Here is a 15,388-nt window from a genome sequence, read left to right on the forward strand (position 1 = left end):
TATATGTAGAATCTGTAAATTATTCTTTTTACAGATACCTATCTCTTGTTATCTTTCTTTTTTCTCTTCCTTGCATTTCGATCTTTATCGCTATGCATCATGTTACTCCTTTTAAAGAACTTTCTCGCCGCCGCTTCACGCTTTGGCTTTATATTTATGTAACCCTTCCGAATTACTTAAACTTTCATTTTTTCTAAACTCAAAATCGCTCTAAGTTTGTTTTTGTTTTCAAGGAATCTCTTCCTTTTTTTCTCCAAGTTTAAAGCTTTTACTTTTTAACTTTTCGACCCGTTCGTTTTGGGATTGCAAAGGTAGAAACTCTTTTCTTGTTTCCAAATTTTATTTGAAATAAAATTTGTTTTCTTTTTTGCTTCTTTTCCTTCTCTTCTTATCCCTTTCGTTCCCCCGTTGCGGGCTGCAAAGGTAATAAGATTTTCAGGATTGCCAAATAATAAATTTTATTTTTTTGACTTGATTTTTAACCTTGCAATGTTCAAATAACGAGCCCCATATTTCGTTTTGGGATTGCAAATATAGGGACAAAAACCTATCCCAACCAAAAGAAATTTGCATTAAATTAAAACTATATTGTAACTACCTGTGTTATAGCCCACCCATTGGCATAATTAAACAGCGTTAGTACTGCCCGGTAGCTAATAATACCAGTGTACAGGCCTCTAAAGTTTGTATACCCTGCTCAATTGCCAATGCTTCGAGTTCCGGATTTTCGGCTCCGGGGTTAAAAATAATTCGTTTTGGGTGAGTTTGTAATATGTAATTATACAGCGGAAGCTGGTTTTGAGGGCCTACATATAAAGTAATTGTATCAATATCGGAATGTATCACTTCGGGCTTCTCAATAATAACACCTGCCACTACCCCGGTTTTAAGGCCTACATTAATTATTGTATGGCCGTTATTAGCCAGGCGGTTTGAGGCAAGGTATGCGTAACGGCCCGGATTGGGTGTGGCGCCTAATACCAAAGTTTTTTTATCAGCCATTTTTCTACTCCTTATATTATATATACTAACTATTAATACAGCCCGGCAAAAGCTATTACAAAATTTTAAACGCTGCCGATGCGCAGTTGATACCATCTATAGCAGCAGAAATTATGCCACCCGCGTAACCGGCACCTTCGCCGCAAGGGAATAAGCCGGAAATTTGCGGGTGCTGTAGTGTTTCTTTATCGCGGGGTACCTTTACGGGAGATGATGTGCGCGACTCTACGCCCACCAAAATAGCCTCATTAGTATAGTAGCCTTTCATCTTTCGCCCGAAAGCAGGCAGCGCTTTCTTTAACCTATGATGCACACGCTGAGGCAACACATCTGTTAAGGATACACTCTTCGTTCCCGGAAGGTAAGAGTTAAGGGGCAAATTGACAGATGTGCGGCCTTCGCAAAAATCAACCATGCGTTGGGCGGGGGCAACCAGGTTACCGCCGCCCAACGCGTATGCCGCCTTCTCGATATCGTGCTGAAAATTGAGCATGCGGAAAGGATCATCGGGCTTACCGGGTACATCTTCGAGATTAATTTGTACTACAGTACCCGAATTGGCAAATGGGTTATTACGCTTTGAAGGGCTCCATCCGTTCACCACGATCTCATTATAATCGGTAGCGCAGGGAGCAATGATGCCACCAGGACACATACAGAAAGAGAACACGCCCCTGTCATCAACCTGTTCGACCAGGTTATAATAAGATGGCGGCAAAAACTCGCCACGGGTTTCGCAATGGTATTGGGCTTGATCTATTATTTGTTGCGGGTGCTCAATGCGAACACCTAAAGCAAAGGCCTTAGGCTCGATAAGGATTCCCTGATTATGCAGCATTTCGAAGACATCACGGGCGGAGTGCCCGGTGGCCAGGATGACAGCATCGGCATTAATATCATTGCCGGATGCCGTCTTCACTCCTTTTATCTTACCGAAAGAAATATTGAGGCCTGTTACCTTGGTATCGAAGTGAATTTCGCCACCGGCATTTAATATGGTCTGCCTGATTTCGGCAATGATCTGCGGGAGCTTGTTGGTGCCAATGTGCGGGCGGGCATCAACCAAAATATCAGTATCGGCGCCATGTGCTACAAATATTTTGAGTACCTGGTTTACATCGCCGCGCTTGGTTGAGCGGGTGTAAAGTTTTCCATCAGAATAAGTGCCTGCCCCACCCTCGCCAAAGCAATAGTTTGATTCGGGATTGATGATGCCTTCCTTATTAATAGCGGCCAGATCTCGGCGGCGTTGTTTTACATCTTTACCACGTTCCAGTATCACGGGCTTTAATCCCAACTCAATACATTGTAAGGCGGCAAACATCCCGGCCGGACCGGCACCTATTATAATAACAGGTTTTGCTGTGGCCACATTTTGATAATCACCAATAAAAACATCGGGTACCGGTTGCTCATCAATAAACACTTTTACCTGCATACGATAGATAACCTTACGGCCACGGGCATCAATAGAGCGTTTGATGATTTTTACTGTTGAGATGCGTTTTACCGGAATATTTAGCGCGGCAGATGCTATCTTTATTAATGCATCTGTATTTTCATGTTCTTGCGGAAGGCAGGTTATTTCGATCTCTTTTATCATGATGTGTGCCGGGTTTTTATCCCGGATGCTGCAAAGATACATAATGGCCGCTGATTGTTGACCGTTGATTTTGTTGATTTGAGTAATTACGTTGATTTGCTCATCGCTTATTTATTGCGTGGAGGAGCGTAGGCGATGCGGCTAAAAATCGTATTTTTGTTTAATGCTCTTTGGAAATCAACATCAAACAAAAAAGGGTAAAATTGAGTTTACAAAAATACTCATGTGCTATTTAATGATTGAAGGACTAAATGATTGAATTTACTCATAATTGCCCATGAGAAAAATCCAAAATTGAACATTCGAAACGGCGCAGCCCTCTTGAATACCTTTTAAAAGCAAACAAAAACGAAAAATCCAAAATCAAAAACCCCATATTTACCCATCAAACGCTGCGTTTGATTGAATAATTATAATAATAACAAAACCCATAAATAAAATGAAAAGAATATTCTCAGTATTAATGATCGTGATAGCGGCTATGTCGCTTAGTTCGTGCAGTTATAACAGTATGGTTAAAATGGACGAAAACATAAAATCGAAATGGGGACAGGTACAAAACGATTACCAGCGCCGCGCCGACCTGATACCAAACCTTGTTGAAACTGTTAAGGGTACAGCCAATTTTGAAAAAAGCACTTTAACTGATGTGATAAACGCACGCGCCAAAGCTACACAGATGACGGTTGACCCAACAAAGTTAACCCCCGAAACTATCCAGAAATACCAGGCGGCACAAGGCCAGTTAAGTACCGCTTTGGGTAAACTGATGAGCATTACAGAAAACTATCCTACCTTAAAAAGTAACGAGAGCTTTTTAGCTTTGCAGGCACAATTGGAAGGTACCGAAAACCGTATTACCGTTGCCCGTAAAGATTTTAACGACGCGGTACAGGAATATAATGGTAAAATACGCTCATTCCCGGCTAATCTTACCGCTAAGATGTTTGGCTTTAGCGAAAAGGGGTACTTTCAGGCTGACGCAGGTGCAGAGAACGCACCAAAGGTTAAGTTCTAATTATTTTTGAGTGATTGATTTATTGAATGATTGAATTTGAAAAACAAACAATCTATAAATCGATCATTCAATAAATCAAAAATAAGAGATGAGTTTATTTTCTGACGAGGAGCAACAACAGGTGCAGAAAGCCATTGAAAATGCAGAGCGGCATACTTCGGGCGAGATACGGGTTTGTGTAGAGAAAACCTGCAACGAAGATGTATTGGCGCGTGCCGCTAAATACTTCCATAAACTGGATATGCACCAAACACGCCACAGAAATGGCGTTTTGATATACCTTGCTACTGTTGACCGTAAGTTTGCCATTATTGGCGATAAGGGTATTGACGCGGTTGTGCCTCCCAATTTTTGGGACAGCACCAAAGAATTGATGCTACAACACTTTAAACAAGGGGCGCTTGTTGAGGGGCTAACTTTAGGCTTATGCCTTGCGGGAGAACAAATGGCTAAATATTTTCCGGGCGAAGAAAGTAAAACTAACGAGCTTAGCGATGATATCGCATTTATGGATGGCGAATAAAGCCCCCGCTAAGCCTACCCCGAAACAAAGTCCGACTATCGATCAAATTATGATGATGTTCAAAAAAATCATATTCACCTGTACCCTCATACTAACATGCGGTATCTTGTTTGCGCAGGAGATTCCTGTAAAATCGGGCACATTGGTTACCGATTTTACCAATACACTTTCGCTGCAGGATAAAACCGCGCTGGAAAATAAGCTTGTTGCCTTTAACGATTCTACATCTACCCAGATAGCTGTGGTCTTGATGAAATCGACCGGGAGTTATGATATCGCGCAATACGCTATTGCTTTAGGCCGTGCCTGGGGTATTGGCCAGCAAGGTAAAAACAACGGCATATTGGTATTAGCCGCGCTTGAAGACCGCAAAGTAACCATACAAACCGGCTATGGTGCCGAAGGTGCTGTACCGGATGCCATAACCAGCCAGATTATTCAACAACAGATAAAGCCTAATTTTAAACAGGGCAACTATTATGCTGGACTTGATGAAGCTACTACTTCGTTGATGAAGTATATGAAAGGTGAATACAAAGCTGATGAGCAGGCTGCCGACAAGCAAAACGACAGCAATGGCAGTGGTGTTGGTATTATTGTTTTTATCGTAATTATTGTATTGATCATGATATTTAGAAAGAACAATGGCGGTGGCGGGCAGATAATTGGCAGGCGCGGTAGCGCAAGCCCGTTCTGGTGGTTTTTAGCAGGATCGGCCCTGGGTAGTAGCAGCCGCGGTGATGATGGTTTTGGCGGTGGTGGATTTGGTGGCGGAAGCTCGGGTGGCGGCGGCGGTGGGTTTGGTGGTTTTGGTGGCGGAAGCTTTGGCGGCGGTGGTTCGAGCGGGAGCTGGTAGTTCATTAGTCATTAGTCATTAGTCATTAGTCATTAGTTGGATGACTTTGCAATCAATAGTTTAAATACAATACATTTTATTTTATATGAAGGATCTTACATGGAAAGTGCTGTCGTCGGAATATACACACAAAGGCGATTGGGCAACACTTAGACGCGACCGTTGCGAAATGCCCGATGGACGTATTAAAGACCCTTACTTTGTATTAGAATACCCCAACTGGTGTAACGTTGTTGCCATAACCGATGAGGGCAAGATAGTAATGGTGCGCCAGTACAGGCATGCGGCGGGCATTGTATCACTGGAGTTACCAGGCGGCGTAATTGAAAAAGGCGAAGCGGCCGAACTTGGCATAAAACGCGAGTTACTGGAGGAGACAGGTTATGCTTTTGATAATTTTGAATTGCTTTGCGTTGTTTACGGCAACCCTGCCACAGCCAATAACCATACCTATTGTTATTTAGCTAAAAATGGCAAAAAAGTGCAGGAACAAAGCTTAGATGAGCATGAAGAGATTATAGTAGAGGAGTATACCATTGCCGAGGTTAAACAGCTTTTGGCTGATAATAAGATAGCGCAGGCTTTGCACTGCACTAATTTGTTTTATGCGCTGATGAAGTTGGGGGAAATATAGAAGAGTCGGGAGTTTATAATTATTAGCTTTTTTATCCGAAATACGGCACAAAAAAGCCCTGCTTAATAAGCAAGGCTTTCGATTTATTTACGCGTTATTGTTACGACATTTTCAGTTTCTTCTGAATATCGGCTACGTAGCCTTTAAATTTCTTGTCGGTATCAATTAAGTCTTCTACAGTTTGGCAGGCGTATATCACGGTAGAGTGATCGCGGCCGCCAAAAAAACTACCGATAGATTTGAGTGAGCTTTTGGTATGTGCCTTGGCAAGGTACATCGATATCTGGCGGGCCTGTACAATTTCGCGTTTGCGGGTTTGCGATTTTACCATTTCGATAGGAACTTCAAAGTATTCGCATACCAGGCTCTGTATGTATTCCATCGAAATCTCTTTAGTAGAGTTCTTGATGAAGTTCTTCAACATCTGCTTGGCAAGATTCAAGTCTATTTCTTTACGGTTAAGGGTTGACTGGGCCAGTAACGACACCATGGCGCCTTCCAACTCACGCACGTTGTTATCAATGTTGTGCGCTACGTATTCAATCACTTCGTACGGAAGATCAATGCCGTCTTGATATATCTTTGTTTTTAGGATAGCCATACGGGTTTCCAGATCAGGAACCTGCAAGTCGGCCGAAAGACCCCATTTAAAACGTGATAGTAAACGCTCTTCCAAACCGGCAAGATCTTTAGGCGCCTTATCGGATGTAATGATCAATTGCTTGCCCGATTGGTGCAGGTGATTGAAGATGTGGAAGAAGAAATCCTGTGTTTTTTCTTTGCCGGCAAAGTTGTGCACATCATCCATAATGAGCACATCAATAGCCTGATAAAAGTTAACAAAGTCGTTTATGTTATTATGCTTTAAGGCATCAACAAATTGTTGAGTGAATTTTTCGCACGATACGTATAGCACCAGCTTATCAGGCAGGGTACGTTTTATTTCGTTACCAATGGCTTGTGCCAGATGAGTTTTACCTAAGCCAACACCACCGTATATCATTAAGGGGTTGAATGATGTACCACCCGGTTTAGCCGCAACAGCATAACCTGCAGAACGTGCCAAACGGTTACAATCGCCTTCAATAAAGCTATCAAAAGTATAGTTTTGGTTTAGTTGAGGATCTACCTGCAGCTTTTTAAGGCCCGGTATAACAAAAGGGTTTTTAATATCCTTGTTGATAGAAATAGGGATAGGCATCGATTGATTTTTACCTTCGGCCCCATTTCCGTTTGATGGCATGTTGGTAGTGTACGGTTTGCTCGATGATGATTGCTCTACAACGATATTGTACTCCAGGCGCCCATCCTCGCCTAATTGTTTCTTTATAGTTTTACGCAGTAAGCCAACATAGTGTTCTTCGAGCCACTCAAAAAAGAATAAGCTTGGTACTTGTATGGTTAATACGCTTCCTTCAATCCTTAAGGCTTTGATAGGTTCGAACCAGGTTTTAAAACTTTGAGCTGGTATGTTATCCTTAATAATGAGTAAGCAGCTATTCCAAACGCTCGTACAAGTTTTTTCCATTGATCTTTATCTTCTATTATATTGATTTACTAACCCCAGCCAAACTTTCGCGGGGGCGGGTTCGGAACATCGAATATTGAAAAAATAACCTAATTAAAAAATTATATTTTCAAATTTTAAACATCCTTTTCCTACACTATTCTCTACGCCATATTATTATTTTCCGGGGGCTCACAATAAGCGTTAAAAAGCCCATAACAGTAAAATTTTTATCTTCCACCATTTTACGTCCGCACTGATCCGACTATTAAAAATTACTACATTATCACACGTTATGTGATACCGAAGAGACTGCGAAAGCGACATAGATCACGATGTTTTCACACCTATAAAATGCCCCTGCCAGCAGGTGATTTTCAAAAATTAAAATTAGGGAATTTTTAGCAGATGAGGGGGCTGTTAACAACTTTTTTTGAAAAAAATTTCACCTCTCTTATTCCTATTGGTTTACAGCTATTTGCTGTCTTTTTGCTATTAGTATTCTCCAAAAACGTTCCGCATCACGTCGGCAATCTCGCCAAGTGTGGCATAGTTTTCCACAGCTTTCAGTATAAAAGGCATCAAATTGGGGCCGCCTTTTGCCGCGGCTTCAAGCTCAACAAGGGCTTGCGAAACGGCTTCATTATCGCGGGTAGCTTTTAACTTGTTTAGCTTTTCAGTTTGGTGTATACGGATAGAATCATCCACTCTGAAAACTTCCATGCCTATGCCCGCATCTTCGGTAAACTGGTTAACGCCTACCAATATCCGCTCGCCATTTTCTATCTGGGTTTGGTATTCGTATGCCGATTTTGCTATTTCCTGCTGAATATAGTCTTGCTCAATGGCTTTTACCGAGCCGCCCATGGCATCTATCTTATCTATATACAATTGGGCCGCGGCTTCTATCTCAGTGGTGAGCGTTTCAACAAAATAAGAACCTGCCAGGGGGTCAACAGTATCGGTAGCGCCACTTTCATACGCGATGATCTGTTGGGTACGCAACGCAATTTTAGCAGCAGCTTCTGTAGGTAAAGACAGCGCCTCATCATACCCGTTTGTATGTAATGATTGCGTACCGCCTAATACCGCGGCCATTGCCTGGGTAGTAACCCTCACAATGTTATTCATGGGCTGCTGTGCCGTTAAAGTAGAACCGCCGGTTTGTGTATGGAAGCGTAATTTTTGAGCCCCGGCGTCTGTAGCGCCAAGCTCCTTTGTAATGTTTGCCCACATACGCCTTGCAGCCCTAAACTTACATACTTCTTCAAAAAAGTTGTTATGGCAGTTAAAGAAAAACGATAGCCTTTTGGCGAAAATATTGATATCTAAGCCGGCGTCTAAAGCGGCCTTCAGGTAAGCTTTGCCATTAGCCAAAGTAAAGGCCAGTTCCTGCACGGCGGTAGATCCCGCTTCGCGGATATGATAACCCGATATAGATATGGTATTCCATTTGGGCAGCTCTTTACTGCAATATTCAAACACATCGGTAATAATACGCATGGATTGCTGCGGCGGATATATATAGGTACCCCGCGCGGCATACTCTTTTAATATATCGTTCTGGATAGTGCCTGATATTTGACTAAGATCAGCACCTTGTTTTTTTGCTAAAGCGATGTACATTGCCAACAGGGTTGATGCTGTGGCATTGATAGTCATTGAAGTGGTGATCTTTTGAAGCTCGATCCCGTTAAACAGGGCCTCCATATCCTGCAGCGAATCAATAGCTACGCCTACTTTACCTACTTCGCCTTCCGCTAAAGCGTGATCAGAGTCATAGCCTATCTGTGTAGGCAGATCAAAAGCCACAGAAAGACCCATAGTACCCTGGCTTAATAAGTAGTGATACCTTTTATTGGATTCTTCAGCGGTGGAGAAGCCTGCGTATTGGCGCATTGTCCACGGCCGGCCACGGTACATGTCTTTTTGAATACCACGGGTAAAGGGGAACTCGCCCGGCCGCTCATCCATCGGTTTGGGCAGGCAGGTATAAACTTCCTTTATCTCGATACCTGAACTTGTGGTGATCTTCTTTTCGGCCATATCCGCAATTTATAAAATATTGTCCAGATCCTGGCGAATCAATATAGTAGCAATATCATACGGGTTTTCTTCAAGCGTACTTAAGTGGGTTAACACGGTACGGCTCAGGTCCAAACCCGAAGCATCCTCGGGCAAGCCTTTTACAGCATTGGTAATAATACCCATGGTATCATCTTTAACACGGCGTACTACGCTCCATGCCTTTGTGCTAACATAAATTTGCTGGCTGATGTTGTGCTGGTATTCGTTCCTGATCTCGGCTACTACCAAACTATGCAATTCGGCTGCCGAATATGAATTGGCGTTCAAACGGATTAACAGACTTGCGGGGTTTATACGCTCTACAAATAGCACCACACGCTCATACGCTTGCAAGCGCAGTGGCAGGGTTTGGTTTGACGCCGCCCTTTTCAACTCAAGCAATTGTATTCGCTCATTTCTGTCGATATAAGGTTTTATTAAAGCGAAAGTAGCCCCTACTATAGCCATACCGGCTACAAAGAACTTAATGATATCCATTATATAAGGATAGATCTCCATTTTTTATAAGTGTTAGTACGATGTCATAAACGATCACCGGGGGACAAAAATCCACAATTTGCTGTATATTTGTATATCAAAATAAAAATAAGATGAATACTGCTGTTGAAACCCTTGCTGCCCCTGTTTCTTTTACTGCCGGAGCAGTTAAAGAACTGTTTAAATTGAAAGATCAGCAAGAGCTGAACGACGATTTTGGCTTACGTGTTGGCGTTGAAGGTGGTGGATGCTCAGGCATGAACTATGTATTGGGTTTTGACCAGAAAAAAGATGGCGATCAGGAATTTTTGATCGATGGCATCAGGGTATTCATGCACAAAGCGCACGGTTTATATCTTGCCGGCATGCAGATCGATTTTCAGGATGGATTGAATGCACGTGGCTTTACCTTTAATAACCCTAACGCGGCAAGTACCTGCGGTTGTGGCACTTCGTTTTCGGTATAAGTAATCCAATCATCACAATATATAAAAGCACCTGTAACTACGGGTGCTTTTTTGTTTGTATTGAAGTGTAACAATTGCCTTCGCCTTACCGTCTAAACAATTTAAAAAAGCTATTTTTATAGAATGTCGGTACAAATGAATTTCAGGGAGAACGTTGCGGTTGCGCTGCAATCTATTGGCGGCAACAGGTTACGTACTTCGCTAACGGCATTGATAATCGCTATTGGTATTATGGCCCTGGTGGGGATATTAACCGCTATTGAGGGTATCAAACAATTTACCACTGATGCTTTTTCGAGCATGGGAGCCAATTCATTCACCATTCGTAACCGGGGTACAGGCATTAAATTTGGTGGAGGGCGCCGCAAAACCTACCAAAGCATCCGTTATGATGAAGCCATGCGATTTAAAAACGGCTTTAAAATACCTGCGCTCATATCTGTAAATACCAACGTATCCGGTGGCGCTACTGCTAAATTTAATGATATTAAAACTAACCCGAACATATCTGTTATAGGTGCTGATGAAAATTACCTGGTAACAGGCGGATACAAACTTGCACAAGGGCGCAGCTTTTCATCATCAGAGTTGGAGTATGGTGCAAACGTGGTTATTATTGGCGAAGAGATAAAAAATAAGCTTTTCAAAAAGCAAAATCCTATCGATCAGACCATCAGTATCGGGGCAAATAAATTCAGGGTTATCGGGATAACCGCGCCAAAAGGTTCAAGCGCGGGCGGAAGTGGTGATAAAATATGCATCATCCCGGTATTTAAAGCAAAGCAGATCACCACCAGTAAAAATCCATCGTTCACTATTGGGGTTACGGTACCACAAGCAACAGCGTTGGACGCTACTACGGGCGAGGCTACTTCGCTGTTCCGTAACATACGCAGGCTGCCCATTGGCCGCGATGATAATTTTGAGATTACACGTAGCGATTCTGTACAACAGCAATTGGGCGATCAAATGACAAATATGACCATTGCCGGCATGGCAATTGGTTTAATAACCCTGATTGGCGCATCTATTGGCCTGATGAATATTATGCTCGTATCAGTTACCGAACGTACACGCGAAATAGGTATCCGTAAAGCTATAGGCGCAACCCCGGCGGTGATACGCAAGCAATTCCTTATCGAATCCATAGTAATATGCCTGATGGGTGGTGCGGGCGGCATTATCTTAGGTATGGCCGTTGGTAACTGGATAGCAGTAGCTATAAGCGGATCATTTGTTATACCATGGGCATGGATAACACTCGCTATTGTACTATGTACCGGAATTGGTTTATTATCGGGATTTTACCCGGCTAATAAAGCATCTAAGCTTGACCCGGTAGAGGCATTAAGATACGAGTAATTACAGTAAGCCTTTATTTTGAAGTAAGGGATACTCCGAAAGTAAACGCTGAACATAAGGCAGCTTTAAAGATTCCCTTAACGATTCGGCATGCTTGAGGTGGTGCATATCACTTGATATAAAATCGACCAGTAATTCATCAACCAACTGCTCGGCAAACTTCTTCACCTCTTTACCGTGATACCCGGTTAATGATGTGGTGTTTACCTGCATCAGGCAGCCCCAATCTTTTAATTCAGTACATTTTTCTACCGTAAAATAACCGTACCGCTCAGGGTGAGCTAAAATGGGTTGGTAACCGGCTCTACGCATTTTATGTAAGGTCTCCATAAAATCCGGGGGCATTGACATAAAGGAGAACTCAAACAGCAGGTATTTTTCTTCGCCAAAAGTAAGGAGTTTTTCGTTTTCCAGTTTAGTAACAAAGGCTTCATCGCAATAATACTCTGCAGCGGCGTCAACCTTGATATCGATATTTTCCTTCACCAACTCAGCCCTTAAAATCTCAAGCGCCGCGCCTATTGTTTCGGGGGTATTACGATAATAATCGGCCATGATGTGTGGCGTAGCAAAAATGCGCTTAATGCCCAGGTCCATCATAGCCCTGATCAATTGGATAGATTGGCCAACATCCTGCGCGCCATCATCAATACCGGGCAAAACATGCGAGTGCATATCAACCCCGATCACATCGAAGTTAAAATTAGTACTTGCCTTTTCCTTTTTTTTGAAGATGCCGAACATTTCTATCTGTTAGCGTATTGTTCGTTATAATAATCTTTATAATGGCCTGATGTAATGTTATGCAACCACTCTTCATTTGCCAGGTACCAATCTACCGTTTTCTCTAAACCCTGCTCAAAAGTGATGCTGGGTGTCCAGCCCAATTCATCTTTTAGCTTTGTGGCATCAATAGCATAGCGCAGATCGTGGCCTGCCCTATCGGTAACAAAGGTGATCAGTTTTTCAGATTCACCTTCGGCACGGCCCAATTTCTTATCCAATATCTGGCAAAGTAAACGGATCAGGTCGATATTTTTCCATTCGTTATGGCCACCTATGTTGTACGTTTTACCCGACTCTGCTTTGTGAAATATCACATCAATAGCACGGGCATGATCTTCAACCCAAAGCCAATCGCGAATATTTTCGCCTTTACCATAAACCGGGATAGATTTTGATTGCTGGATATTATGAATAGCCAAAGGGATCAACTTTTCCGGGAAATGGAAAGAACCATAATTGTTAGAACAGTTTGATATTACGGCGTTCATACCATAAGTATCCTGGTAAGCACGTACAAAATGATCTGAACTTGCTTTTGATGCAGAGTATGGTGAATGCGGATCATAAGCGGTAATTTCGGTAAACATTCCCTCATCGCCTAAAGTACCATAAACCTCATCAGTTGATACATGATAAAAACGGGTTTCATCGTATTTGCCTTTCCACAATTCGCGGGCGGCGTTGAGCAGGTTAACAGTACCTATCACATTGGTCATCACAAACTCTAAAGGGTTAGTGATAGAACGATCAACATGCGATTCGGCAGCTAAATGTATAACTGCGTCAGGGTTTTCGGCTTTAAAAAGCTCATCTATAAATTTGGCGTCAACAATATCGCCTTTTACAAATTTGTAGTTTGGCAGGTGTTCAACATCCGTTAAGTTAGCCAGGTTACCCGCATAAGTTAACTTATCGAGATTGATGATCTGATATTGAGGATAGGTAGTTACAAAACGACGCACCACGTGTGAGCCTATAAAACCTGCACCGCCTGTAATGATGATCTTTTTCATGAGTAATAAAATCTGTGCAGCCCTGAAGGCATGCCTATATTAAAACGGGTTTTGCGACAAATACTTTTCCCAATTCCAGGCCGACGACATCATATCTGCAATGCCAAGCTCGGCTGTCCATTTAAGAACGTTGGTTGATTTGGTTACATCGCCCCAAACTTTTTCCACATCGCCGGGGCGACGTGGACCAATTTGATAGTTTAGTTTTTCGCCGGTGCTTTCTTCAAAAGCTTTAATTACTTCTAATACGGTATTGCCATTGCCTGTACCCAGGTTAAATACATCGTAAATATTTGAGTAACCTTCGGTTTCCATCAACTTAAGTGCAGCAACGTGAGCTTTACCTAAGTCTACCACGTGGATATAATCGCGAACGCAGCTTCCATCAGGTGTATTATAATCATCACCAAAAACGGTTAGTTTTTCGCGTTTGCCGATAGCTGTTTGCGTAATGAAAGGTACCAGGTTTTGAGGTACACCAATTGGTAACTCGCCAATTAAAGCACTATCATGTGCGCCAACCGGGTTAAAATAACGTAATGATATTACTTTACAGGCACTGCCCGATGCTGTCATTTCGCGCAATATCTCTTCGGCTACCTGTTTGGTGTTTCCGTATGGAGATTCAGCGGGTTTTATAGGCGCATTCTCTGTTACAGGCAATACATCCGGCTGACCGTACACGGTACAACTTGATGAAAACACAAAATTAATTTTGCGGCCATAATAGGTTTCCAGCAGGTTAATAAGTGAGTAAAAATTGTTTTGATAATATTTTAAAGGTTTAGCTACCGATTCGCCAACGGCTTTAAAAGCGGCGAAATGGATGATGCCTGTAATATCAGGTTCGGCCGCGGCCAAACTGATTACAGACTGTACATCGCACAGATCAAGTTGATGGAACACAGGTTTAAAACCGATGATCTTAGTTAGCTGATCTAAAATTTTGATGTTGGAGTTTGAAAGGTTATCAACTATAACCGGCTCATATCCTGCTTTTACCAGCTCAACAACGGTATGCGAACCTATATAACCTAAACCACCCGTAACTAATATTTTAGACATGTTTATTTATTGTAGTAAGAAAAATCTTTGTGGTGAATTTCTTTATCAGGCAAGGATTTGAAATAATCGTAAGTAATTTTCAAACCTTCGGCACGTGCTACCTTTGGTTCCCAACCTAAAATAGCTTTAGCCTTAGTAATATCCGGGCGGCGCTGTTTAGGATCATCAACCGGCAAGTCTTTACAAACTAATTCCTGGTCGGTACCGGTTAGCTTAATGATCTCTTCGCCAAACTCGCGGATGGTGATCTCATCAGGGTTACCAATGTTCATCGGCTGAACATAATCACTGAAAAGTAAACGGTAAATACCTTCAATCAAATCATCAACGTAGCAAAATGCACGTGTTTGCGATCCGTCGCCAAAAACGGTAAGCGGCTCACCACGTAAAGCCTGGCCTATAAAAGCAGGCAGCACACGACCATCATTCAAGCGCATGCGCGGACCGTAGGTATTGAAAATACGCACGATACGGGTTTCAACACCATGGAAAGTATGATAAGCCATCGTAATAGCTTCCTGGAAACGTTTAGCCTCATCATAAACACCACGTGGGCCTACAGGGTTTACATTACCCCAGTACTCTTCGGGCTGCGGGTTAACCGCAGGATCGCCATAAACTTCGGATGTTGACGCGATAAGCATCCTTGCTCCTTTTGCACGGGCCAAACCTAACAGGTTATGTGTACCTAACGAACCTACTTTTAAGGTTTGGATAGGTATTTTCAAATAATCGATAGGACTTGCCGGTGATGCAAAGTGCAGGATGTAATGCAGATCGCCGGCTACGTGTACAAACTTGGAAACATCGTGGTTATAAAACTCGAAGTTTTCCAGTTTAAATAAGTGTTCAATGTTACGCAGATCGCCGGTTATCAGGTTATCCATTCCAATTACATGGAAATCTTCTTTTATAAACCTGTCGCATAAATGCGATCCCAGGAAACCTGCGGCGCCTGTAATAAGTATTCGTTTTCTATCAGCCATA

Annotated in this window: 15 protein-coding genes; 6 read left to right on the forward strand and 9 right to left on the reverse strand. The window is 42.6% G+C overall.

The genetic code is table 11. The features are described 5' to 3' along the window. Positions 1 to 636 precede the first annotated feature (636 nt). Together KXQ82_RS14330 and KXQ82_RS14335 are read right to left on the reverse strand one after the other, a co-directional pair. Positions 637 to 1,002: a CoA-binding protein gene (locus KXQ82_RS14330; protein WP_219489087.1), complete on the reverse strand. Its 366-nt coding sequence runs from the start codon at positions 1,000 to 1,002 to the stop codon at positions 637 to 639. Positions 1,003 to 1,057: 55 nt separating this feature from the next. Beyond that, entirely contained in the window at positions 1,058 to 2,605 is a 1,548-nt protein-coding gene (locus tag KXQ82_RS14335; RefSeq protein ID WP_219489088.1) for an NAD(P)/FAD-dependent oxidoreductase, read from the reverse strand. A gap of 439 nt (positions 2,606 to 3,044) precedes the next feature. On the opposite strand from KXQ82_RS14335, the gene KXQ82_RS14340 reads away from it, so the two are divergent. From KXQ82_RS14340 to KXQ82_RS14355, 4 genes are all read left to right on the forward strand, one after another. Further along, positions 3,045 to 3,623, forward strand: a complete 579-nt coding sequence (locus KXQ82_RS14340; RefSeq protein WP_219489089.1) for a LemA family protein — start codon at positions 3,045 to 3,047, stop codon at positions 3,621 to 3,623. Positions 3,624 to 3,711: 88 nt separating this feature from the next. Beyond that, positions 3,712 to 4,146, forward strand: a complete 435-nt coding sequence (locus KXQ82_RS14345) for a TPM domain-containing protein (protein WP_219489090.1) — start codon at positions 3,712 to 3,714, stop codon at positions 4,144 to 4,146. Positions 4,147 to 4,195: 49 nt separating this feature from the next. Then, entirely contained in the window at positions 4,196 to 5,002 is an 807-nt protein-coding gene (locus KXQ82_RS14350; protein WP_255563669.1) for a TPM domain-containing protein, read from the forward strand. An 85-nt stretch (positions 5,003 to 5,087) separates the two neighbouring features. Then, a complete protein-coding gene (locus KXQ82_RS14355) occupies positions 5,088 to 5,636 on the forward strand; it encodes an NUDIX hydrolase (RefSeq protein ID WP_219489091.1) in 549 nt (182 codons plus the stop codon). A gap of 100 nt (positions 5,637 to 5,736) precedes the next feature. Here the strand turns inward: KXQ82_RS14355 and dnaA are convergent, their stop codons facing one another. From dnaA to KXQ82_RS14370, 3 genes are all read right to left on the reverse strand, one after another. Next, positions 5,737 to 7,164, reverse strand: a complete 1,428-nt coding sequence (dnaA, locus tag KXQ82_RS14360) for a chromosomal replication initiator protein DnaA (RefSeq protein WP_219489092.1) — start codon at positions 7,162 to 7,164, stop codon at positions 5,737 to 5,739. Positions 7,165 to 7,638: 474 nt separating this feature from the next. Beyond that, positions 7,639 to 9,189, reverse strand: a complete 1,551-nt coding sequence (locus KXQ82_RS14365) for an acyl-CoA mutase large subunit family protein (protein WP_219489093.1) — start codon at positions 9,187 to 9,189, stop codon at positions 7,639 to 7,641. Positions 9,190 to 9,198: 9 nt separating this feature from the next. Then, positions 9,199 to 9,729 carry a DUF7935 family protein gene (locus KXQ82_RS14370; RefSeq protein WP_219489094.1) on the reverse strand — a complete coding sequence of 177 codons (531 nt, stop codon included), beginning with the start codon at positions 9,727 to 9,729 and terminating at the stop codon, positions 9,199 to 9,201. Between the two features lie 92 nt (positions 9,730 to 9,821). Between KXQ82_RS14370 and KXQ82_RS14375 the strand changes: the two genes are divergently transcribed. Both KXQ82_RS14375 and KXQ82_RS14380 read left to right on the forward strand, forming a co-directional pair. Beyond that, the gene (locus tag KXQ82_RS14375; RefSeq protein WP_219489095.1) at positions 9,822 to 10,175 is read left to right on the forward strand and encodes a HesB/IscA family protein; all 354 of its coding nucleotides are present in this window, start codon (positions 9,822 to 9,824) and stop codon (positions 10,173 to 10,175) included. Between the two features lie 123 nt (positions 10,176 to 10,298). After that, complete coding sequence (locus KXQ82_RS14380) at positions 10,299 to 11,537, forward strand: ABC transporter permease (protein WP_219489096.1); 1,239 nt, start codon at positions 10,299 to 10,301, stop codon at positions 11,535 to 11,537. On the opposite strand, the gene KXQ82_RS14385 is transcribed toward KXQ82_RS14380, so the two are convergent. The 4 genes from KXQ82_RS14385 to KXQ82_RS14400 are packed head-to-tail and all read right to left on the reverse strand — an operon-like array spanning position 11,538 to position 15,387. Beyond that, positions 11,538 to 12,281: a tyrosine-protein phosphatase gene (locus KXQ82_RS14385; protein WP_219489097.1), complete on the reverse strand. Its 744-nt coding sequence runs from the start codon at positions 12,279 to 12,281 to the stop codon at positions 11,538 to 11,540. Positions 12,282 to 12,283: 2 nt separating this feature from the next. Beyond that, a complete protein-coding gene (gene rfbB, locus KXQ82_RS14390; protein WP_219489098.1) occupies positions 12,284 to 13,336 on the reverse strand; it encodes a dTDP-glucose 4,6-dehydratase in 1,053 nt (350 codons plus the stop codon). 39 nt (positions 13,337 to 13,375) lie between these two features. Beyond that, a complete protein-coding gene (gene galE / locus KXQ82_RS14395) occupies positions 13,376 to 14,401 on the reverse strand; it encodes a UDP-glucose 4-epimerase GalE (protein ID WP_219489099.1) in 1,026 nt (341 codons plus the stop codon). 2 nt (positions 14,402 to 14,403) lie between these two features. Then, the gene (locus tag KXQ82_RS14400; protein WP_219489100.1) at positions 14,404 to 15,387 is read right to left on the reverse strand and encodes a UDP-glucuronic acid decarboxylase family protein; all 984 of its coding nucleotides are present in this window, start codon (positions 15,385 to 15,387) and stop codon (positions 14,404 to 14,406) included. Position 15,388: the final 1 nt, after the last annotated feature.

Origin of the sequence: Mucilaginibacter rivuli, assembly GCF_019391655.1 — a bacterium.
Lineage (GTDB): Bacteria > Bacteroidota > Bacteroidia > Sphingobacteriales > Sphingobacteriaceae > Mucilaginibacter > Mucilaginibacter rivuli.